Annotated in this window: 18 protein-coding genes; 6 read left to right on the top strand and 12 right to left on the bottom strand. The window is 64.3% G+C overall.

Annotated features, from left to right (window positions below; all coding sequences use genetic code 11):
* Nucleotides 1-369: 369 nt before the first annotated feature.
* The 3 genes from dnaG to LDZ26_RS14410 all read right to left on the bottom strand — a co-directional run bounded on the left by dnaG (nt 370) and on the right by LDZ26_RS14410 (nt 4,201).
* Nucleotides 370-2,253 carry a DNA primase gene (gene dnaG / locus LDZ26_RS14420; protein ID WP_244849846.1) on the bottom strand — a complete coding sequence of 628 codons (1,884 nt, stop codon included), beginning with the start codon at nt 2,251-2,253 and terminating at the stop codon, nt 370-372.
* 21 nt (nt 2,254-2,274) lie between these two features.
* A complete protein-coding gene (locus tag LDZ26_RS14415; protein ID WP_159835794.1) occupies nt 2,275-2,721 on the bottom strand; it encodes a GatB/YqeY domain-containing protein in 447 nt (148 codons plus the stop codon).
* A 253-nt stretch (nt 2,722-2,974) separates the two neighbouring features.
* Nucleotides 2,975-4,201, bottom strand: coding sequence for an NAD(P)/FAD-dependent oxidoreductase (locus LDZ26_RS14410; protein WP_244849845.1), 1,227 nt, complete (start codon nt 4,199-4,201; stop codon nt 2,975-2,977).
* Between the two features lie 93 nt (nt 4,202-4,294).
* Here LDZ26_RS14410 and tsaD point away from each other — a divergent pair, with 93 nt between their 5' ends.
* Nucleotides 4,295-5,332 (top strand): tRNA (adenosine(37)-N6)-threonylcarbamoyltransferase complex transferase subunit TsaD, encoded by a 1,038-nt coding sequence (tsaD, locus tag LDZ26_RS14405; protein WP_244850218.1) that lies wholly within the window; start codon nt 4,295-4,297, stop codon nt 5,330-5,332.
* A gap of 4 nt (nt 5,333-5,336) precedes the next feature.
* On the opposite strand, the gene LDZ26_RS14400 is transcribed toward tsaD, so the two are convergent.
* The 5 genes from LDZ26_RS14400 to LDZ26_RS14380 form a co-directional block, all read right to left on the bottom strand.
* Nucleotides 5,337-5,963: a glutathione S-transferase family protein gene (locus LDZ26_RS14400; protein WP_244849844.1), complete on the bottom strand. Its 627-nt coding sequence runs from the start codon at nt 5,961-5,963 to the stop codon at nt 5,337-5,339.
* A 173-nt stretch (nt 5,964-6,136) separates the two neighbouring features.
* Nucleotides 6,137-6,934, bottom strand: a complete 798-nt coding sequence (gene folE2, locus LDZ26_RS14395) for a GTP cyclohydrolase FolE2 (RefSeq protein ID WP_244849843.1) — start codon at nt 6,932-6,934, stop codon at nt 6,137-6,139.
* A 150-nt stretch (nt 6,935-7,084) separates the two neighbouring features.
* Nucleotides 7,085-8,995, bottom strand: a complete 1,911-nt coding sequence (dxs, locus tag LDZ26_RS14390; RefSeq protein ID WP_244849842.1) for a 1-deoxy-D-xylulose-5-phosphate synthase — start codon at nt 8,993-8,995, stop codon at nt 7,085-7,087.
* An 84-nt stretch (nt 8,996-9,079) separates the two neighbouring features.
* Nucleotides 9,080-9,967 (bottom strand): polyprenyl synthetase family protein, encoded by an 888-nt coding sequence (locus LDZ26_RS14385; protein WP_244849841.1) that lies wholly within the window; start codon nt 9,965-9,967, stop codon nt 9,080-9,082.
* The gene (locus LDZ26_RS14380; protein ID WP_244849840.1) at nt 9,964-10,281 is read right to left on the bottom strand and encodes an exodeoxyribonuclease VII small subunit; all 318 of its coding nucleotides are present in this window, start codon (nt 10,279-10,281) and stop codon (nt 9,964-9,966) included. The genes LDZ26_RS14385 and LDZ26_RS14380 overlap by 4 nt, the downstream gene beginning before the upstream one ends.
* 321 nt (nt 10,282-10,602) lie before the next feature.
* Between LDZ26_RS14380 and LDZ26_RS14375 the strand changes: the two genes are divergently transcribed.
* The gene (locus tag LDZ26_RS14375) at nt 10,603-11,709 is read left to right on the top strand and encodes an aromatic ring-hydroxylating dioxygenase subunit alpha (RefSeq protein WP_244849839.1); all 1,107 of its coding nucleotides are present in this window, start codon (nt 10,603-10,605) and stop codon (nt 11,707-11,709) included.
* Nucleotides 11,710-11,812: 103 nt separating this feature from the next.
* Complete coding sequence (locus LDZ26_RS14370; RefSeq protein ID WP_244849838.1) at nt 11,813-12,682, top strand: sulfurtransferase; 870 nt, start codon at nt 11,813-11,815, stop codon at nt 12,680-12,682.
* Nucleotides 12,683-12,689: 7 nt separating this feature from the next.
* Here the strand turns inward: LDZ26_RS14370 and LDZ26_RS14365 are convergent, their stop codons facing one another.
* The 3 genes from LDZ26_RS14365 to polA form a co-directional block, all read right to left on the bottom strand.
* A complete protein-coding gene (locus LDZ26_RS14365; protein WP_244849837.1) occupies nt 12,690-13,565 on the bottom strand; it encodes a dienelactone hydrolase family protein in 876 nt (291 codons plus the stop codon).
* Nucleotides 13,566-13,786: 221 nt separating this feature from the next.
* A complete protein-coding gene (locus LDZ26_RS14360; RefSeq protein WP_244849836.1) occupies nt 13,787-15,166 on the bottom strand; it encodes an NAD(P)/FAD-dependent oxidoreductase in 1,380 nt (459 codons plus the stop codon).
* A gap of 142 nt (nt 15,167-15,308) precedes the next feature.
* A complete protein-coding gene (gene polA, locus LDZ26_RS14355) occupies nt 15,309-18,047 on the bottom strand; it encodes a DNA polymerase I (protein ID WP_244849835.1) in 2,739 nt (912 codons plus the stop codon).
* A gap of 1 nt (nt 18,048) precedes the next feature.
* On the opposite strand from polA, the gene LDZ26_RS14350 reads away from it, so the two are divergent.
* Both LDZ26_RS14350 and LDZ26_RS14345 read left to right on the top strand, forming a co-directional pair.
* Nucleotides 18,049-18,798, top strand: a complete 750-nt coding sequence (locus LDZ26_RS14350) for a TIGR00730 family Rossman fold protein (RefSeq protein ID WP_175940962.1) — start codon at nt 18,049-18,051, stop codon at nt 18,796-18,798.
* Nucleotides 18,799-19,237: 439 nt separating this feature from the next.
* The gene (locus LDZ26_RS14345) at nt 19,238-19,960 is read left to right on the top strand and encodes a hypothetical protein (protein ID WP_244849834.1); all 723 of its coding nucleotides are present in this window, start codon (nt 19,238-19,240) and stop codon (nt 19,958-19,960) included.
* Nucleotides 19,961-20,007: 47 nt separating this feature from the next.
* Here LDZ26_RS14345 and LDZ26_RS14340 read toward each other — a convergent pair whose 3' ends face one another.
* Nucleotides 20,008-21,534 carry an AMP nucleosidase gene (locus LDZ26_RS14340; RefSeq protein WP_206469192.1) on the bottom strand — a complete coding sequence of 509 codons (1,527 nt, stop codon included), beginning with the start codon at nt 21,532-21,534 and terminating at the stop codon, nt 20,008-20,010.
* A 176-nt stretch (nt 21,535-21,710) separates the two neighbouring features.
* On the opposite strand from LDZ26_RS14340, the gene LDZ26_RS14335 reads away from it, so the two are divergent.
* Complete coding sequence (locus LDZ26_RS14335; RefSeq protein ID WP_244849833.1) at nt 21,711-22,121, top strand: hypothetical protein; 411 nt, start codon at nt 21,711-21,713, stop codon at nt 22,119-22,121.
* The last annotated feature ends 7 nt before the right edge of the window (nt 22,122-22,128 follow it).

Below are 22,128 nucleotides of genomic sequence, written 5' to 3'. Positions count from 1 at the left end.
AACCGATGGAACCGTGAATACCCAATGCGCACGTGCCTCGACCTGCCTGGCTGCGTGCCCTGCCCGGGGCGCTACCGCGGTTCGAGCGATGCGCTCGCACGCGAATCGCTCCTACCCGCAATAGCAGCCGCTTCCCTTGCGCCCGTCTGTTCGTCGGCGTGCTTATCCGCCTGTTCTATGTGTCGCGCCCCGCTCGAGGCGAAACCGCCCTTTCGCGCGCCGCGACAGCCGATTCAGCCAGCGCCCTTGCAACTCTCGCAAATTCCCTCAAAGCTTCCGTACGTCTCGCCGCTCAGACTGCGCTAGCCAGCGAATTCGTACAAATCGTTGAAAAAAAGCAACGAATTTTCAACTTTTTATTATAGCAGTTCACTTTTCCCGATCCGGGCTTGCGGCCCGTCCCGCCTTGATCTGCGCGACTTTCGCCGACAGATCCGAGAACTCCGCCACCTCCTCCGCCGAGAGGCTCGACTGCCGCGCCAGTTGATCGAGCCGCGCGCGATAACTGTCGTGCCGCAGCTTGACGACTGTCGCGAGCAACTCTTCGGTCAACAAGCGCTTCTGCTCGTCCACGCGTTGCGCGGCGTCTTCGTCGGACGGGTCGCGTAACAGCAAATCCCGCACGTTTTCATCATAGGCGAGAATTTCCTGGAAGATATCCTCGTAGGTCGGCGCATTTGCTGCATTTCTCAAAACGTCCGACAACATCTGGAATTCCGCCGCGCCGCCCAGTTCGCGCACGTGGCCGAGCACTTCGCTGAAAAGCTCGCCATGCTCGGTCATGGTCACGAGCGTGCGTTCGCTCTCTTCATCGAGCGATGCCGCGATGCCCGGATACATGACCAGATTGCGCAGCGCCCGCTGTTCCTGCCCGGTCACGCGACGCCGCTCGCTCTTCGGCACCGACGCGCGGGCGACGGCCGCCGCCCGGGAATCGATATCGCAAAGCGCCGCAATTTCCGTGAACGGCGTCGCGAGCCGGTCTGCCAGCATATGCAGGATCTGCACCCGCAGCGCGTTGGCCGGAAGCGCCTGCAGGAGCGGCTTGGCGTCGAAGAGCGCCTTTGCGCGGCCTTCGGGCTGCTCCAGCTCCTTGTCGTTCAGCACTTCGTTCAGCAGGAACTGCGACAACGGCATGGCGCGGTCGACCTGCTCGCCGAAACCGTCCGCGCCGAACTCGCGCACGTAGCTGTCCGGATCGTGCTCTTTCGGCAGAAAGAGGAACTTGATGGTCCGGTTGTCCGCCGCGTGCGGCAGCGCTGCTTCGAGCGCGCGGCGCGCGGCGCGTCGGCCGGCCGAATCGCCGTCGAAGCTGAACACCACGGTGTCGGTCTGACGGAAGAGCTTTTGCACGTGGACGGGCGTGCAGGCCGTGCCCAGCGTTGCGACCGCGTTCGCGAAGCCGAGCTGCGCGAGCGCGACGACATCCATATACCCTTCGACGACGAGCGCATACCCCAATTCCCGGATCGCAAGACGCGCTTCGAACAGGCCGTAAAGCTCGCTGCCCTTGCTAAATAGCGGCGTTTCAGGGGAATTCAAATACTTCGGCTCGCCGCCGTCCAGCACGCGCCCGCCGAAGCCGATGACATTGCCCTTCACATTGCGGATGGGGAACATCACGCGCTCGCGGAAGCGGTCGTAGCGGCGCGGCTGGCCTTGCGCGTCGGTCTTCTCGCTGACGATGACGAGGCCCGCTTCGACGAGATTGTCGTTGCGGTAATCGGGGAACGCGGCTTCCAGGTTCTGCCAGCCGTCCGGCGCGTAGCCGAGGCCGAAGCGCGCGGCGATCTCGCCGGTCAGTCCGCGTTTCTTGAGATACGCGATGGCGTTCGGAGCCGCGCGCAACTGCTTTCGGTAGAAATCGCAGGCGGTCTGCATGACTTCCGTGAGCGCGACGCTCACTGCCTTGCTCGGCGCGCTTTCGCTGCCATAGCCGCCGCCGCGGAACGAATTCGACGGCTCCTGCGGCACCGTCAATCCCGCGCCTTGCGCCAGATCCTTGACGGCTTCGGGGAACGTGAGCCCCGTGTGCTCCATCAGGAAGCCGATGGCCGTGCCGTGCGCGCCGCAGCCGAAGCAATGATAGAACTGCTTCGTCGGACTCACGGTGAACGACGGGCTCTTCTCGTTGTGAAACGGGCACAGGCCCATGAAGTTCGCGCCGCCCTTCTTCAACTGGACGTAGCGGCCCACCACGTCGACGATATCGACGCGGTTGAGCAGATCCTGCAGAAATGCGTGAGGAATCACCGGATGCGAGCGCGGAGTCGGTTACTTCGCGAGCGCCGCTTTCACCTGCGCGGAGACGGCGGTCATATCCGCCTTGCCCGCGAGCTTCGGCTTGAGCACGCCCATCACCTTGCCCATGTCCTGCGGGCCCGCTGCGCCGGTCGCGGCGACGGCGGCCTGCACTTCGGCGGCGATGGCATCGGCGGAAAGCTGCTCGGGCATGTACGCGGCGAGCACGGCGAGCTCCGCGTTTTCCTTCGCGACGAGATCGTCGCGGCCCGCAGCCTGGAACTGGCTCACCGAGTCCTTGCGCTGCTTGATCATCTTGTCGATGACGGCGGTCACGCCCGCGTCGTCGAGGGTCACGCGATCGTCGACTTCACGCTGCTTGATGGCTGCGAGCAGCAGGCGAATCGTGCCGAGGCGCTCGGTTTCGCGCGCGCGCATGGCCGTCTTCATGTCGTCGTTGATCTGGTCCTTGAGGCTCATCTTTCACCCGGTGCAATTGCAAAAAGAATTTCGGCTGACTTCCTGCGCTGCGAAAGCAAAAACCCGCTTGGGGACGTTCCTCAAGCGGGACTGTAAGCGGGCCTTCTGGAGCTTGCAGCGATGCGCGCCGCGGGTCGCGTCAGCCAGAGCGAAGAAGCGCGGCGAAAGGCGCGCGAACTCCTTCGATGACCGTCCGAGTATAGCAAACGGGTCTGCGATTCGAGACCGGTGAAACACCTGCCGCGAGGAAGGCTCAGGCGACTTTCGCCGCGCCGCGCGCGTACTCCGACGCCGCCTTTCCCGCCGCCACTCCGGATGCCCACGCCCACTGGAAGTTGTAGCCGCCGAGCCAGCCGGTGACGTCCACCGCCTCGCCGACGAAGAAGAGGCCGGGCACGCGTTCGCTCATCATCGTGGCCGACGAGAGTTCGCGCGTATCGACGCCGCCGCGCGTGACTTCCGCCTTGCGGTAGCCCTCGGTGCCGCTCGGCGTCAGCGTCCAGGCGGACAGCGACGCGCCGATGCCTTTAAGCGTGCGGTCGGGGAGATCGGCGAGGCGCGCATCGACCGGCACGCGCTGCGCGTCGAGCCATGCGTGCGCGAGGCGCGCCGGCACGTGTTCGGCGAGGAAGTTGCCGATCTGTTTGCGCGATCCGGCTTTCGCTTCCAGCAGTATTTCGGTGGCGTCGAGGTCGGGGAGCAGATCGACGCGAATCGGCTCGGACGGATTCCAGTAGCTCGAAATTTGCAGCACGCCCGGACCCGACAGCCCGCGATGCGTGAGCAGCAGGTCTTCGTCGAACTCGCCGCGCGTCTTGCCGCTTCCCGTGCTGATGCGCACCGGCAGCGAAAGCCCCGACAGCGCGGCGAACGGCGCCCAGTCGGCGGAGGTGAACGTGAGCGGCACCAGCGCGGGCCGCGTATCGACGAGCTTGTGGCCGAACTGCTTCGCGACGCGGTAGCCGAAGTCGGTCGCGCCGATCTTCGGGATAGACAGCCCGCCCGTCGCGATCACGAGCGCGGCCGCGCCGATCGCGCCGGCGGTCGTATCGAGCGCGAAACGCGCGCCGTCGTGACGGATCGCGTGCACGCTCACCGGACGCCGCCACGCGACGCCACCCGCGTCGCACTCGCTGCGCAAGACGTCGATGATCGTCTCGCTGGAGTCGTCGCAGAAAAGCTGGCCCTTGTGCTTCTCGTGCCACTTCACGCGATACTGCTTCAGGAGCGCGAGAAAGTCGCGGGGCGTATAGCGGGCGAGCGCCGAACGGCAAAAATGCCGATTCGCGGACAGAAAATTGGCCGGCTGCGCGTTGATGTTCGTGAAGTTGCAGCGCCCGCCGCCGGAGATGCGGATTTTCTCGGCGAGGCGCTCGGCGTGGTCGATCAGCACGACGCGCCGGCCCGTCTGAGCCGCGACGGCCGCGCACATCATGCCGGCCGCGCCCGCGCCGATGACGGCGATATCGAAGGATTCCATGCCGCGCATTGTAACTGCCGCCCTGAAACGCGCCGCGCGGCCCGCTGCTATACTTTTCGGTTCGCTTTGATGCACCCAATGGATGTCACCCCCATGCTCGTTCTCGGCATCGAAAGTTCCTGCGACGAAACCGGCCTCGCGCTCTACGACACCGAGCGCGGGCTGCTTTCGCACGCCCTTCACTCGCAGATCGCCATGCATCGCGAGTACGGCGGCGTGGTGCCGGAACTCGCGTCGCGCGATCACATCCGCCGCGCGCTGCCGCTCCTCGAACAGGTGATGGCCGAGGCGCGCGTCGAGCGCGAGAGCATCGACGCTATCGCGTTCACGCAAGGGCCGGGGCTCGCGGGTGCGCTTCTGGTTGGCGCGAGCATCGCCAATGCGCTCGCGATGGCGTGGGACAAGCCGACGGTCGGCATTCACCATCTCGAAGGGCATCTGCTCTCGCCGCTTTTGGTCGATTCGCCGCCGCCGTTTCCGTTCGTCGCGCTGCTGGTGTCGGGCGGCCATACGCAATTGATGCGCGTGACGGACGTGGGCGTCTACGAGACGCTCGGCGAAACGCTCGACGATGCCGCCGGCGAAGCCTTCGACAAGACCGCGAAGCTGCTCGGGCTCGGCTATCCGGGCGGGCCGGAAGTCTCGCGCCTGGCCGAATTCGGCACGCCGGGCGCCGTCGCGCTGCCGCGCCCGATGCTCCACTCCGGCGATCTCGACTTCAGCTTCAGCGGCCTTAAAACCGCCGTGCTGACGCACAGCCGCAAGCTCGACGCATCCGGCGGCAATGTCTGCGAACAGGCGAAGGCGGATCTCGCGCGCGGTTTCGTCGATGCCGCCGTCGACGTGCTCGTCGCGAAATCGCTGGCGGCGCTGAAGAAGACCGGCCTCAAGCGGCTCGTCGTGGCGGGCGGCGTCGGCGCGAACCGGCAGTTGCGCGAGGCGCTGTCGGCGGCGGCGAAGAAGCGGCGCTTCGACGTTCACTATCCGGACTTGTCGCTCTGCACGGACAACGGCGCGATGATCGCGCTGGCCGGCGCGCTGCGGCTCGCGCGCTGGCCGGAGCAGGCCGTGCGCGACTACGCGTTCACCGTGAAGCCCCGCTGGGATCTCACTGCGCTCGCTCGGGCCTGACTGCCTATTTCGGCGGATTGAACGGCTGCACGATGGCATTGAACACCGGCAGCGTCTCGCAGCGATCCGCGTGACCGATCAGCGACGGCCAGCGCGTTTGCGCGAAGACCTGCGGATGGGCTTCGCGCGCAAAGCGCAGCGCGCACGCCACGGCGATGTCCGCATGACCGATCGAATCGCCGAACCAGTACGGCGTCGGGCGCGCGGCGCGGTCCGCTTGGAGCACGTCGAGCACGCGCTCGACCTGCCCCGTGCAGCGATCCACCCACGCTTGCGATTTTTCCTTGTGCAGCACACGCTCGTAGACGAGCGCGACGGCTTTGTCGGCGAGGCCCGTGGCAAGCGCGCACACCTTCAGCGCCTCGCGCCGCGCTGGTCCCGCTGATGCGATCAGCGCGCGTCCGGGGCCCGCCTGTTCGTCGAGATAATCGAGAATCATCGCGCTTTCGATCAGCGCGTCGCCCGAATCGAGCACGAGCGTCGGCACGCGAATCAGCGGATTGAACGGCGCGATCTTGTCGGCATCGCCGAACACGGACCACGGGCGATGCTCGAACGCCATGTCGTACAGCGTCAGCGCGATGGCGACGCGCCGCACGAACGGAGAATCGTATTGGCCGATCAGGATCAAGATGCCCTCCGTATGCTCGTGAAGGTCGGGAGAGCATTCTACGGGCGGGCGCGTTCCGGAGACAATGGCGGCGAGCCGGACGGCAAGCAAACGCCAGCGTGCGGAAGTGGAAGCCGCAACAAAAAAGCCGGTCGCTCAGACCGGCTTTCGCTCAACTCGATCGCGTCACGCCATTAGCGTTTGTCGCGCTCGATCACCGCATACGCGCTGTGATTGTGGATCGACTCGAAGTTCTCCGCTTCGAGCACGTAGGCGACGATGCGCTCGTCCGCGTTCAGCCGGGTCGCGATATCGCGCACGAGATCTTCGACGAACTTGGGATTCTCATACGCGCGCTCGGTCACGAACTTCTCGTCGGGGCGCTTGAGCAGCCCCCACAGTTCGCAGGACGCCTCTTCTTCCGCAATGCGCACCAGCTCTTCCACCGCGACTTCGCCCGCCAGTTCCGCCGTGATCGTCACGTGCGACCGCTGATTGTGCGCGCCGTACTGCGAGATCTTCTTCGAGCAGGGGCACAGGCTCGTGACCGGCACGAGCACTTTCAGCGTCAGACGCGTGTGGCCGTCGCGCTTCTCGGCGATGAACGTCGCCTCGTAATCGAGCAGGCTCTGCACGCCGGACACCGGCGCGGTTTTCATCACGAAGTACGGCAGCGTCACTTCGATACGGCCCGAATGCGCTTCGAGTTTCGCGAGCATCGACGCGAGCATGGTGCAGAGCGCAGCCTGATCGAGCGGCTCGCGATGTTCTTCCAGCAGCGCGACGAAGCGCGACATGTGGGTGCCTTTTTGTTCGGCCGGCAGGTGCACGTCGAGATTCCACACGCCGACGCTCGGCTGCACGCCGCTTTCCGTGCGCACCGATAGCGGATGCCGCACGCCTTTCACGCCGACGCGCTGAATCGCGATCTGGCGCGTGTCGGGCGTGCTCTGAACGTCCGGCATCACGAAGGCGGGATTCATCTGATTCATATTTTTATGTCCTATTTGCACCGACGCTTCACGCGCGTGGCGCCAAACGGTGAAACGCATACGGCGCGGGACGAAGCCCGCGCCGTATGCAAAACACTGCGGCCATTGCCGATGAACGGCGCGCCCCGAGCGCCCGTGGCCGGTTCCGCGTCAGGCGACGCGCTTGGTCAGCTTGCCCGCCGCTTCGACTGCGGACAGGAAACGCTCGCGGATGGAGTGCGCAATGCCGGCCGCATCCAGCCCGACGCTCGCGAGCAGCTTGGCAGGATCGCCGTGGTCGATGAACACGTCCGGCAGGCCCAGTTGCAGCACCGGCTTCACGACGCCGCTTGCCAGAAGCGCCTCGACGCATGCGGAGCCCGCGCCGCCCATGATCGTGCCTTCCTCGACCGTCACGAGCGCGTCGTGCGTTGCGGCCAGTTCGCGCAGCAGGTCGGCGTCGACGGGCTTCACGAAACGCATGTTCGCCACGGTGGCGTCCAGTTCCTCGGCGGCGGCCAGCGACGGCGCGACCATCGTGCCGAACGCGAGAATCGCGATGCGCTTGCCCGAACCCATTTTCTGCGACGACTGACGGCGGATTTCGCCCTTGCCGAGCGGAATGGCGGTCATCTGCTTGACGGTGGCCACGCCCGTACCCGCGCCGCGCGGATAGCGCACGGCCGTCGGGTTCGGCTGCTGGAGCGCCGTGTAGAGCATCTGGCGGCATTCGTTTTCGTCCGATGCGGCCATCACCGTCATGTTCGGGATACAGCGCAGGAACGCGAGATCGTAATTGCCCGCGTGCGTCGCGCCGTCGGCGCCGACCAGACCCGCGCGGTCGATTGCAAAAACGACCGGCAGATTCTGCAACGCGACGTCGTGGATCAACTGGTCGTACGCGCGTTGCAGGAACGTCGAATAAATGGCGACGACCGGCTTCATGCCGTCCGCGGCCAGTCCGCCCGCGAACGTGACCGCGTGCTGCTCGGCGATGCCGACGTCGAAGTAACGGTCCGGGAAACGCTTTTCGAACTCGACCATGCCCGAGCCTTCGCGCATGGCCGGCGTGATGCCGACCACGCGCGAATCCTGCGCGGCGGCGTCGCAGAGCCATTCGCCGAAAACCTGCGTGTAGGTCTTCTTCGACGGCGCGGTGGAGGGCTTGATGCCTTCGGCCGGATTGAACTTGCCGGGGCCGTGATAGAGCACGGGATCGGCTTCCGCGAGCTTGTAGCCCTGGCCCTTCTTCGTGACGACGTGCAGGAATTGCGGACCGCGCAGTTCCTTGATGTTTTGCAGCGTCGGAATGAGCGAGTCGAGATCGTGGCCGTCGATCGGGCCGATGTAGTTGAAGCCGAACTCTTCGAAGAGCGTGGCCGGCACGATCATGCCTTTCGCGTGCTCTTCGAGCTTGCGCGCGAGGTCGAGCACCGGCGGCGCGGCGCGCAGCACGCGCTCCACGCCCGCGCGGGCGGCGGCATAGAAGCGGCCCGACATCAGACGCGCGAGATGGCGGTTCAGCGCGCCGACCGGCGGCGAGATCGACATGTCGTTGTCGTTGAGGATGACGAGCAGCGGCAGGTCGTCGGCGACGCCCGCGTTGTTCATCGCCTCGAACGCCATGCCGGCGGTCATCGCGCCGTCGCCGATCACGGCGATGGAATAGCGGTTGTCGCCCTGCAGCTTGTTCGCGATGGCCATGCCGAGCGCCGCCGAGATCGACGTGCTCGAATGCGCCGTGCCGAACGTGTCGTACTCGGATTCGCTGCGGCGCGGAAAGCCCGAAATGCCGTTCTGCTGACGCAGCGTCGGCATTCGGTCGCGGCGCCCGGTCAGAATCTTGTGCGGATACGTCTGATGGCCGACGTCCCAGACGATACGATCGTTCGGCGTATCGAACACATAATGCAGCGCGATCGTCAGCTCGACCGTGCCGAGGTTGGACGACAGATGGCCACCCGTTTGCGAGACGCTGTCGAGCACGTAGGCCCGCAGTTCGTCGGCAAGCGGCTGCAGTTGGCGTCGATCGAGGGCACGCAAATCGGCCGGATCGTCGATGGTTTTCAGCAAGTCGTACATCGTCGTCCCATTTAGGAAAACTGGCGTGATTCGTTCAGCGCGACAATTCGGTTCGCGCCGTGGGCCTCGTCACGCGTTCAACAATTAATGCGCCCGGTTCACGACCAGGTCGGCGAGTTCGGCGAGGCGCTGCGCGCGAGCGCCGAACGGCTGGATGGCGGCGTGCGCGTCGCGGCCGAGTTGCGCCGCGAGTTCGCGCGACGCGTCGAGTCCGATGATCGACACGTAAGTCGGCTTGTCATGCTGCGCATCTTTGCCGGCGGTCTTGCCGAGCGTCGCGGAATCGGCCGTGACGTCGAGAATGTCGTCGACGACCTGGAACGCGAGCCCCACTGCGGCGGCGTATTGATCGAGCGCGGCGAGCACGTCCGCGCCCGGCTCGTCGCCGGCAAGCGCGCCCATGCGCACCGACGCGCGCAGCAACGCGCCCGTCTTCTTGCGATGCATGGTTTCGAGTTCGGGCCGCGACAGCTTGCGCCCGACGCTTTCGAGGTCGATGGCCTGCCCGCCCGCCATGCCGACAGAGCCGCTCGCGACCGCCAGTTCGCGCACGAGCGCGGCCTGCTGGCGGTCCGACAGACCATTGCCCTCGGCCGTCAGCGCGATGAACGCCTGCGACTGAAGCGCGTCGCCGACGAGCAGCGCCGTCGCTTCGTCATATTGAATGTGTACCGTGGGCTTGCCGCGACGCAGCGCGTCGTCGTCCATCGCGGGCATGTCGTCGTGCACGAGCGAATAGACGTGGATCATCTCCAGCGCGGCGCTCGCGGCTTCCACCGCCTGCGCGCTCGCGCCCGTCAGTTCGCCGGCTGCGTGAACGAGAAGCGGACGCACGCGCTTGCCGCCGCCGAGCACGGCATAGCGCATGGCTTCATGCAGGCGCGCCGGCGCGAGGTCCGTGCCGGGAAGATAGTGCTCGAGCGCGGTTTCGACGCGGTCGAGCGTGGCGCGCATCCATTGTTCGAAGGTCATAGATCGTCGTCCCCGTTGTCGTTCGTCGCGCGTTCTGCGTCGCCGGGCAGCGGCTTGAGCGTCTCGCCGTCGAGCACGCGAACCTGCTGCTCGACTTTTTCGAGCTGTTGTTGGCAAAAGCCGACAAGCGCCGCGCCCCGGCGGTACGCGGCAAGCGATTCTTCGAGGCTCAACGCGCCCTCTTCCATGCGCGCGACGAGCGATTCGAGTTCGGCCAGCGCCGCTTCGTAATTCTGCGGAAGCGGCGCGCTGTCCGCGCCCGGCGCATCGGCGCGGGCTTCTTCGCTTGTTGCGTCTTCTGCGGTCTTCGCCATGAATCGTGGATGTGCGGTGAAAATTGGAACCAAGTCGCACATTCTACGGCAAAAGCCGATTTTTCGACCCGCAACCCGTGCGCGTGACGCGACGGCCACCCGCGCGTCCGGCGCCGCCGCGTCGAAGCTGCATGCACGCGGCACGATGCTTGCGCCAAATCAGCTAAATGCGCATTTGTAGGAACTCTCGCGACAATTTATACCCAAATCAAGACCTTATGCGCCCCGGCGAGGCGGATTTCGGTATAATCGCGGGCTCCCTAAATCGAATCTTCGATGGTTGGGTTGTTCACTGCTTTCACGTCTTCATCGGGAGTGGGAATGTCCAATCTGAGCAATGCATTGCAGTTGAAGGCTGTTCATAGTCAACTGCCAGTCACGGCTTACTTTGACGAAGCGCTTCTTACGCGCGAACTCGACGTACTTTTCAAGCAAGGTCCACGCTACATCGGGCACGAACTCATGGTCCCCGAAGCGGGGAACTATTTCGCGCTTCCGGGCGAAGGCGAAGGGCGCGTGCTCGTCCGCAATCAGCAGAACAACATCGAACTGCTGTCCAACGTGTGCCGTCACCGCCAGGCCATCATGCTGAATGGGCGCGGCAGCGCGGAGAACATCGTCTGTCCGCTGCATCGCTGGACCTATGATCTGAGCGGCCAGTTGCTCGGCGCGCCGCATTTCGCCGACAAACCGTGCCTGAATCTCGGCGCTACGCCGCTACAGAACTGGCAAGGCCTGCTCTTCGAGGCGGAGGGCCGCAACGTCGCGGCCGATCTCGCCAAGCTCGGTACGGCGCGTCACTTCGATTTTTCGGGCTTCATGTTCGATCACGTCGAAGTGCACGAGTGCAACTACAACTGGAAGACCTTCATCGAGGTCTATCTGGAGGATTATCACGTCGCGCCGTTCCATCCGGGTCTCGGCAGTTTCGTGTCGTGCGACAACCTCGAATGGGAATTCGGCGACTGGTACAGCGTGCAGACGGTGGGCGTCCACAAGAATCTGGAAAAGCCGGGCAGCCCGACGTACCGCAAGTGGCACGACCAGGTCCTGCGCTTCCGTAACGGCGCGCCGCCGGAGTTCGGCGCCATCTGGATGGTGTACTACCCCGGTCTCATGATCGAGTGGTATCCGCACGTGCTCGTCGTGTCGTGGCTCATTCCGCGCGGCACGCAGAAGACGACGAACATCGTCGAGTTCTATTACCCCGAGGAAATCGCGCTGTTCGAGCGCGAGTTCATCGAGGCCGAGCGCGCCGCGTACATGGAAACCGCACGCGAGGACGATGAAATCGCCGAGCGCATGGACGCGGGCCGTCGCGCGCTGATGTCGCGCGGCGAGAACCAGGTCGGGCCGTATCAGAGTCCGATGGAATCCGGCATGCAGCACTTCCACGAGTTCCTGCGGCATCAGCTCGGCAGCATCTGAGCGCGGCGCATGATCACAAGAGACGGGCTTTCGGGCCCGTTTTCTTGTTTACACTAGGCGTTCATCCACTTCGAAGTCCTTGCCGAAGATATCAGGAGCCGCCATGCCGCACACTCACTACACCACGCTCATTTCAGCGGCCAATCTCGCCCAATGGCTCGCCGACGCGCCCGGCAGCGTGCTCGTCTTCGACTGCCGCTTCGATCTCGCCGCGCCGGAAGCTGGAGAAACCGCCTACGCCGCGGGCCACATTCCGGGCGCGCATTACCTGCATCTCGACCGCGACCTGTCCGGCGCGAAAACCGGCACGAACGGCCGGCATCCGCTGCCGGAACGCGCCGCGCTCGTCGAGAAGCTCGCGAGTTTCGGCTTGAACGAAGGTCAGCAGGTCGTCGCTTACGACGCGCAAGGCGGCATGTACGCCGCGCGTCTGTGGTGGCTTTTGCGCTGGCTCGGGCATGATTCCGTCGCCTTGCTCGATGGCGGCCTGCAAGCGTGGGAGGCTGCGGGCAAGCCGCTCGACACGGCCGTGCCGCCGAAGACGCAGGGCACGTTCAAGGCCGGCCAGCCGCTGCAAGTGACCGTGGATGCGCGAGCGATCGAACGCAGTATCGGCACGCGCGATCATCTGCTGATCGATGCGCGCGCCGCCGACCGTTATCGCGGCGAGAACGAAACGATCGATCCGGTCGGCGGCCACATTCCCGGCGCGCTGAACCATTTCTTCAAGAACAATCTGACGCAGGAAGGCCGCTTCAAGACGGCGCACGAACTGCGCGAAGCGTTCGCCTCGCTCATCGGCGAGACGCCCGCGGATCGCGTGGTGCTGCAATGCGGATCGGGCGTGACGGCGTGCCACAACGCGCTCGCCATGGAAATCGCCGGGCTGCACGGCGCCGCGCTGTATCCCGGCTCGTGGAGCGAATGGAGCGCCGATCCGGGCCGCCCCGTCGCGACCGGCGCGAATCCCTGACGCCTGCTTAACGGACGCCGTGCTCGCGGAACCACGCGAGCGCGCGCTTCCAGCCGTCCTCGGCGTCGGCCTTGCGGTAGCTCGGACGATAATCGGCGAAAAACGCGTGCGGCGCGTCGTCATAGACCACGAACTGCGAGCCGCGCGCGCTCGGCGGGCCGTTCGCGATGGCCTGTTTCATCTGCTCGATGGTGTCCTGCGGGATGCTCGGGTCCTGCCGTCCATATAGGCCGAGCACGGGCACCTTCAGTTCGCCGGCGTTGTCGATAGGATTGCTCGGCGAGTTCGCCGTCTTGTTGCCGGCGAGGCGCCCGTACCACGCCACCGCCGCCTTCACGCGCGGATTGTGCTCCGCGTACAGCCACGTGATGCGCCCGCCCCAGCAGAAGCCGGTGATGCCGAGCCGCTTCACATCGCCGCCATGCTCGCCCGCCCATTTGACCGTCTCGTCGATATCGGAAAGCACCTGCGAATCCGGCACTTTCGAGACGATCTGATCGTTGAGTTGCTGAATCGACGGATACACCGACGCATCGCCTTGCCGCGTATAAAGATCCGGCGCGACGGCGAGATAGCCGAGCTTGGCGAAGCGGCGGCAGACATCGGCGATATGCTCGTGCACGCCGAAAATCTCGTGAATCACGATGATGACCGGCAGATGCGTCTTGCCGAGCGGCTGCGCGCGATACGCGGGAATCAGCGTGCCGTCCGCGCCGCGCACGCCGATCGCGCCCGCTTCGAGGCCGTCGACATCGGTATGAATGGTCTGCGCGGAGACGGGCAGCACGGCGGCCGCGAAGCCGGTGCCGAAAGCGGCCTTGATGAAGGTGCGTCGATCGAACGGAACGTGCGGGATGAGGCTGTCGACTTCGGGACTCAGCATACGAAGCTCCTGCGGCAAGCGCCGCCAACGCGCCGCCGATGCGGCTCGCTCGTCGTCGTCGAGCCACAGCCGCACCGATGGCACTGAACCGGAAACCGCGCTGAAACGTCTCAGCGCGGCGCTACACGACCAGACACGGGCGGCAAGCCGCATCGCCCGGGCGCGCACGACACCGCGCGCCGCCCATTCTAAACAGCTTTGTTCCGCAAACGCTTAAGCGGTCAGTGCAGCTTCACGCGCGGCGCGGTGGACCGGCGCAGCCAGTGCGCGAAGGTATCGAGCACCATGCGCGCGTAGCCATGCAGCGCAGCCACATGGAGCCGGTACAGCGACATGTACATGAAGCGCGCGAAGAGCCCCTCGATCAGCATGTTGCCGCCGATCAGCCCGCCCATCAGATTGCCGACCGCGCTGTAATGCCCGAGCGAAACCAGCGAGCCGAAATCGCGATAGGTGTATTCGGGCAGCGGCTTGCCGTCCATGCGCCGCGCGAACGCCTTGAAAAGAAAGCTCGCCTGCTGATGCGCCGCCTGCGCGCGCGGCGGCACGTTGCGCTCGTTGCCGGGCCACGGACAGGCCGCGCAATCGCCGAGCGCGAAGACGTTGTCATCGATCTCGGTTTGCAGCGTGCGGCGCACGATCAACTGGCCGAGGCGGTTGGTCGGCAGGCCGTCGAGTTGCGACAGCACCGCGGGCGCCTTGATGCCGGCCGCCCACACCGTCAGGTCCGCGCGGATGATCTTGCCGCTCGCCGTGCGGATCGAGTCGCGCGAGACCTGCGCGACGGTCTCCCCCGTCATCAGCTTGACGCCGAGCTTCGTGAGCAGTTCCGCCGTGGCTGTCGACACGCGCTCCTGCAACGCCGGCAGAATGCGCGGCCCCGCTTCGATCAGCACGATGCCGATATCGTTCTTCGGATCGAGCTTGTGCAAGCCGTACGCCGACAGCACTTGCGCGGTGTTGCGCAGTTCCGCCGACAGTTCGACGCCCGTCGCGCCCGCGCCGACAATCGCGATCTGAATGCGAGGCGCAGCTTCCACGACGACCGGCTCCTGCGCCGGCCCTTCGACGGCCAGTTCGGGCACGACGTGCTCGGCGCGCATGCACGCGGCAATCAGCCGTTTGCGGAAAAGCTCCGCCTGACCGACCGTATCGAGCGCGATCGAATACTGCTGCGCGCCCTCGACGCCGAAGAAGTGCGTGGTGCTGCCGATCGCGATCACGAGCGTGTCGTATTCCAGCTCGCGCTGCGGCAGCAGTTCGCCGGCTTCGTCGTCGCGCAGCGCGCCTATCGTGATGCGCTTTGCCGCGCGGTTCAGGCCGATCATCTCGCCCTGCTGGAACTCGAAGCCGTGCCACAGCGCCTGCGCCGCGTATTCGAGTTCCTGCGTGAACGGGTCCATGCTGCCCGCCGCGACTTCGTGCAGCAACGGCTTCCAGATGTGCGTCGGATTGCGGTCCACGAGCGTGATCTGCGCGCGCGGCGTTTTGGCGTTCGTCTTGGCGTCCGCCTTGCCTTCGCCCGAACCGAAGCGGTCACCGAGACGCGTCGCGAGTTCGAGACCGCCCGCCCCGCCGCCGACGATAATGAAGCGATGCATGAAGAGCTCTCCCTTTGCCTGATGGATTGCACGGCGCTGTCCGCTCGCCTCGTTGCTTCATTGTGCGTGATGCGACGCGGCATTCACAAGCGCCGCCGCCGCATGAACGACATATGCTCGATGCCCGCCGCTCAGTAGGCCCTCAGTGCGCTTCTTCCCAGTTGTTGCCGACGCCCACTTCCGCGACGAGCGGCACCTTCAGTTCGGCGACGCCGCACATCAATTCGGGCAGACGCTTGCGCACGTCCGGCAGCTCTTCTTCCGGCACTTCGAGCACGAGTTCGTCGTGGACCTGCATGATCATCTTCGTGCGCATGCCCGCTTTTTCGATCCAGTCCTGCACCGCGATCATCGACATCTTGATGAGGTCGGCGGCGGTGCCCTGCATCGGCGCGTTGATCGCGGCGCGCTCGGCCGCCTGGCGGCGCGGACCGCTGCCGCCGTTGATCTCGGGCAGCCACAGACGCCGCCCGAACACGGTTTCGACGAAGCCGTTCATCTTCGCCGTGACGCGCGTGGTTTCCATGTACGCGGCCACGCCGGGATAGCGCGCGAAATAGCGGTCGATATAAAGCTTCGCCGCATCACGCGTGATGCCGAGATTCGACGCGAGCCCGAACGAGCTCATGCCGTAGATCAGGCCGAAGTTGATGACCTTCGCGATGCGCCGCTGGTCGTTGTCCACTTCGAGCGGCGTCACGCTGAACACTTCGGATGCCGTCGCGCGGTGCACGTCCTCGCCTGCCGTGAACGCGCGCATGAGCGACGCATCGCCCGAAATGTGCGCCATGATGCGAAGTTCGATCTGCGAATAATCCGCCGACACGATCTTGCTGCCCGGCGGCGCGATGAACGCCTCGCGAATGCGACGGCCTTCGCCCGTTCGCACCGGGATGTTTTGCAGATTCGGTTCATTCGACGACAGGCGCCCCGTCACCGCGACGGCCTGCGCATAGTTCGTGTGCACGCGGCCCGTGGACGGATTGACCATGCGCGGCAGCTTGTCCGTGTAGGTCGACTTGAGCTTGGACAGCGCGCGATGTTCGAGCAGCACCTTCGGCAGCGGATAGTCTTCGGCGAGCTTTTGCAGCACTTCTTCGTCGGTGGAAGGCGCGCCGCTCGGCGTCTTCTTCACGACGGGCAATTGCAGCTTCTCGAAGAAGATCTGGCCGATCTGCTTGGGCGATCCGAGATTGAATTCGCCGCCCGCATGCTCGTACGCTTCCGTCTGTAGTTCGATCAGGCGCTTCGCGATTTCGTTGCTTTGCGCGTCGAGTTTCTCGCGGTCGATCAGCACGCCGTTGCGCTCCATCTTGCGCAGCACGCGGGCGGTCGGCATTTCGATATCGCGATATACGCGCAGCAGTCCTTCTTCTTCCGCGACCTGCGGATAAAGCGTCTGATGCAGGCGCAAGGTCACGTCGGCGTCCTCGGCTGCGTATTCGGCGGCCTTCTCCAGCGCCACTTCGTCGAAGCCGATCTGCGCCGCGCCCTTGCCCGCGACGTCTTCGTACTTGATGGTCTTCACGCCCAGATGCCGCAGCGCGAGGTTGTCCATGTCGTGCGGACGATGCGACTCGAGCACGTACGATTGCAGCAGCGTGTCGTGCTCGACGCCGTTCAGTTCGATGCCGTGATTGGCCAGCACTTGCTCGTCGTACTTCAGATGCTGGCCGACCTTCTTCTTCGATGCGTCTTCGAGCCAGGGCTTGAGCTTCGCGAGCACTTCGTCGCGCGGCAACTGCACGGGCGCGTCCGGCCCGCGATGCGCGACCGGAATATACGCGGCATGTCCCGGCTCCACCGCCACGGACAGCCCGACGATCTGCGCGACCATCGGATCGAGCGACGTGGTTTCCGTATCGAACGAGGTGATCTCGGCGGCTTCGATGCGCGCGAGCCATGCGTCGAACTGCTCCCACGTCTGCACGGTCTCGTAGTGATGGACGATCTCGGTGACTTCGGCGGGCGGCGTATCGGTCGGGCCTTCGACGGCATCCGCGATTTCGATCTCGCGCAGCCACGTCTTGAAGCCATGACGGAGGAACACGTCGCGCAACTCGTCGCGGGATTCGGGGCGCGTTTGCAGCGTCTCTTCGATGGAGTCGATCTGCGAAGCGAGGTCGCATGCCGTGTGCACGGTGACGAGCTTTCTCGCCATCGGCAGGAAGTCCAGAGCCTTGCGCAGATTGTCTCCTACCGCACCTTTGATCTCGCTCGCGTGTGCGACGATGCCATCGAGCGTTTCGTATGCGGTAAGCCATTTGAGCGCGGTCTTGGGTCCGCACTTTTCGACGCCGGGCACGTTGTCGACCGTATCGCCGATGAGCGACAAATAGTCGACGATGCGCTCCGGAGGCACGCCGAACTTGTTCACGACGCCTGCGCGATCGAGCGTTTCGTTGGTCATCGTATTGATGAGGGTGACATGATCCGTCACGAGCTGAGCCAGATCCTTGTCGCCCGTCGACACGATTACCTTCATGCCGCGCTTTTCGGCCTGCACGGCGAGCGTGCCGATGACGTCGTCGGCCTCGACGCCTTCGATCATCACGAGCGGCCAGCCGAGCGCGCGCACCGCGACATGGATGGGCTCGATCTGCTTGCTCAGGTCTTCGGGCATCGAAGGACGGTTGGCTTTGTAGTCGGCGTACCAGTCGTCGCGGAAGGTCTTACCCTTGGCGTCGAAGATGCACGCGCTATACTCTGCATTGATTTCGCGGCGAAGGCGCCGCAGCATGTTCACCATCCCATACAGTGCGCCGGTGGGACCGCCGTCGGGACCACGCAGGTCAGGCATCGCATGGTAAGCCCGGTACAAGTAGCTAGAACCGTCGACCAATAGCAGGGTCTTACCTTCAAGACTGAGTTCTTCAGGCATTATGAACAAGAGAAAAGTGATTCCGAGTCTGCGATCACTCGCAGATCAAGAGCGCGCGACAGCCAAGAAGGCCCGCGCGTCGTGGCAGATGTTCACGATTATGGCAGAGTTTATCGAGGCGACCGAGTACCTCTCGGAGATCCGCCCTGCCATCAGCATCTATGGTTCGGCCCGTCTGAAACCGGAGTCGCCGTACTATCAGCGCACCATCGAAATAGCGCAAAAATTCTCCGATGCAGGCTTCGCCGTCATCTCGGGCGGCGGTCCGGGCATCATGGAAGCGGCCAACAAGGGCGCGCATGCGGGCAAGTCGCCGTCGGTGGGTTTGAACATCGAATTGCCGCATGAACAATCCGGCAATCAGTGGCAGGACATCTCGCTGCGCTTCCGTCACTTCTTCACGCGCAAGGTCACGTTCGTGAAGAATTCGGATGCGGTCGTCGTGATGCCGGGCGGCTTCGGCACGCTCGACGAACTCGCGGAAGTGCTCACGCTCATTCAGACGAAGAAGTCGCGTCATGTGCCGATCGTGCTCGTCGGCGCGGAGTTCTGGGCGGGGCTGCTCGACTGGTTCAAGAAGACGCTGTTGACCAATGGCGTGATCAGCGAGAAGGACCTCGATCTGATGCAGGTCATCGACGAGCCGGATCAGGTGCTCGATGCCGTGCTGCGGTTCTATGAAGACCGCGAAGAGAAGGTCGAAGAGCCGGCTGAGGGCAAGTCGGACGAGGATCGGATGTTTTATTTGTAATCAAGCCATGCACGGGCGCTTCGCAGTCGGAGGCGCCCGTTGTTTCGGCATGAAAACATAGATGTCCTAACTATCGAATAGGCTTGATCGACTCGCGTTGAATCGCTAATATCGCCCGCCACGGGCTGGATAAGCCGCAGCGTCATTGGCGCATGCGGCTATTTTTACGGCTCGTCGATAGCTTTTATTAATGCAAATGCGGTTTTTGAGATACAGCGGCAATCAACGCGCCTGTGTCTCACGCATGATCCAGAGGCAATAAAGCAACATGAAGCACGCATCAAACTCCCTTCTGAAGTTCGCTGGCACCCTGGCAGCGGCGATGGTTCTGCTTGCAGGATGTCATGACAAGCAGCAAGCCGACGCATCGGCTGCGACGACGGCAAGCGCGCCTGCGCCTGCCACGGTCAGCGCAGACCAGCCATCCCAGGCCGACCGCATGAAACAAGCGAGGGACTCATTGCTGGACGCAATCTCGGGCGTGTGGAAGCCCGCGACGGGCGCCGGCCTGACGGTCATCTCGGCATCGGGCAACGACATTCAGATCGCACAAGGCGACGCGCTGCTGCCCGCCGCGCTCGGCGATGTGGACGTGGACAACAACACGGTCAACGTCAAGCTCTTCTGGAAGAGCGGCAAGCAAGAGGTGCGCACCATCAGCCCGACGAAATGCGGTGAGTGCGACGGACCTGGCCCAATCACGATCACTGCCGGAGACGGTACACAACGGGATTACAGCTTCGTTCGCAAAGTCAGCCAGGACGACCTGACCCGCATCGGCGCATTGTCCGCACAAGCCGCGGCGTCGGCTCCCGCGGCGGTTCAGCCTTCGACAAGCGCGGCCACTAACCGCGGCATCGTCGACATGTATCTTGGCGGCATCGACATGAACATACGCTCGTGTCCCGGTTCGACCTGCGCGGCCGTGATCATCGTGCCGAAAGATTCGAAGGTGAGCGTGGATACATCGACGATGCGCGACGTCACCGAGTCGTCCGGCAATAACACGCCGTGGGTGCGCGTGACTTACGAGGGTGCTTACTGCGCGCCCTCGGAGCAAGATTCGCAAACCGGCTGCACGCCCTCCCACGGCACGGACGCACCCGTGACCGGCTGGATGAACTACACGCGCTTGTTGAGCGCGCCGCGCCCGCAACAATAAAACACTGCATCGCGGGCGGCGACCCTGCCCCGCCCGCATGCGTGTCCTTACTGAAACGCCACCTCCGCGAAACTCCGCAACTTGCGCGAGTGCAGCCTCGACAAGCCGTTCATCCGCAGCAGTTCCATCGCTTTCACGCCGATCTGCAAGTGCTGATCCACCTGCGCGCGATAGAACTGGTCTGCCATGCCCGGCAGCTTCAGTTCACCGTGCAGCGGCTTGTCCGATACACATAGCAACGTCCCGTACGGCACGCGAAAGCGGAACCCGTTCGCCGCGATGGTCGCGCTTTCCATATCGAGCGCGATCGCGCGGCTTTGCGACAACCGCTGCACCGGCTCGCGATGATCGCGCAGTTCCCAGTTGCGGTTATCGACACTCGCGACCGTCCCCGTTCGCATCACGCGCTTCAGCTCGACGCCTTCCAGCTGCGTCACCTGCGCCACCGCTTTTTCTAGCGCGACCTGCACTTCGGCGAGCGCCGGCACAGGCACCCAGAGCGGCAGATCGGCATCGAGCACGTGGTCTTCGCGCACGTAACCATGCGCAAGCACATAGTCGCCGAGCCGCTGCGTGTTGCGCAGGCCCGCGCAATGCCCCAGCATGACCCACGCATGCGGACGCAGCACCGCGATGTGATCCGTAATCGTCTTCGCGTTCGACGGCCCCACGCCGATATTGACCATCGTGATGCCGCTGCCGTCCGCGCGCTTCAGGTGATACGCGGGCATCTGCGGCAAACGGGCCAGCGCGGTGCCTTCGTCGGGCTGCTCGCCGAGATTCGCGTTGTACGTGATGACGTCGCCCGGCTCCACGAACGACGAATATTCGCTGCGATACGCGCGCGTCTCTTCGTCGTCGGCGCGCGACATCAGCGTGCGGCCCAGCTTCACGAACTCGTCGATATAAAACTGGTAGTTCGTGTAGAGCACATAGTTCTGAAAATGCGTCGGCGACGTCGCCGTGTAATGACGCAGCCGATGCAGCGAAAAGTCCACGCGCGCCGCCGTGAAGAGCGCAAGCGGATGCGGCTCGCCCGGTCCCGGCTCGTACGTGCCGTTGACGATGCGGTCGTCGAGTAGCGCGAGGTCCGGCGTATCGAAGACATTGCGCATCGCGAGCAGGCGGTCGCGGTCGAGATCGCCTTCGAGGTGAATGCCTTCCGCAAACGCGAAGTGGATCGGAATGGGCTGCGCCGACACGCCCACTTCGATGCCCACGTGATGATTCTTCGTGAGCAGGCGCAACTGCTCGCGGTAGTAATCGCCGAAGAGATCGGGCCGCGTGAGCGTGGTCTCGAAGATGCCCGGCCCCGCGACGAAGCCGTACGAGCGGCGCGAGTCGATGTGCGTGTTCAGCTCCGTTCGCACCCGCACGAACGGATAGCACGCGCGCACCCGATGCGTGAACTGCTCGTTGCGCCGGTAGCGCGCGAAGGCGTCGCGCAGGAAAGCGGTGTTCGCTTCGTAGATGGCGGAAAGGCGCGTGACGGCGGCGACCGGGTCATCGAAGGATTCGGTCGGGAAATCGTTGGCCGGCGTGCCTTGCGTGGTTTGAGTGCGGTCGTTGGTCATGGTTTTGTGTGCGTGTGCTTCAATGCCTTGTCGATGAATCGACATTAACACGGAAGAAAGTGCGGACCATGAAGCCCCTACCGCGCGCCTTCCGATAGCCGAATACGCGCCACGCAACGCAGTCCGTTACGCTTCGATAGGGTTTGTTAGAATCCGGCCATCCCTGGAGAATTATCATGAAGCCGCTTCTTTCTGTCGCGACGGCGGCAGTCCTCGCCGCCGCAAGCGTTGGCGCCTTCGCGCAGCCGATATCCGACGCGAACCCGTCGGCGGCGCAACCGGCTCAGCACACCATGTCGGCGGAAGAAGCCGCGGGCCTTCCGGATCTCAAGGCCATCAACCGTCCGCCCGCCAATGTCAGCTCCAAGGTCGAGATTTCGCCGCCGCGCACGCCGAGCTTTCACGAACTGAGTCCGAACGGAACCGAGATCACCGAGTATCGCGACAAGGGCAAGCCTGTCGAGATCAACGTCCACTCGAATTTCGGCACGCATTATCAGATGAGCGCGCCTGCGGATACGTCGCCGCAAGTGCGCGACAACGGCCGCGCGAGCACGCGCCTGCCGTCCGTGAATCTGCGGTATTGAGTCAAGT

The sequence above is a fragment of the Caballeronia sp. SL2Y3 genome (assembly GCF_022879575.1).
Lineage (GTDB): Bacteria > Pseudomonadota > Gammaproteobacteria > Burkholderiales > Burkholderiaceae > Caballeronia.
Note: the sequence above shows the minus strand (reverse complement) of the source record. Positions and strands in the feature narration are given on the sequence as shown.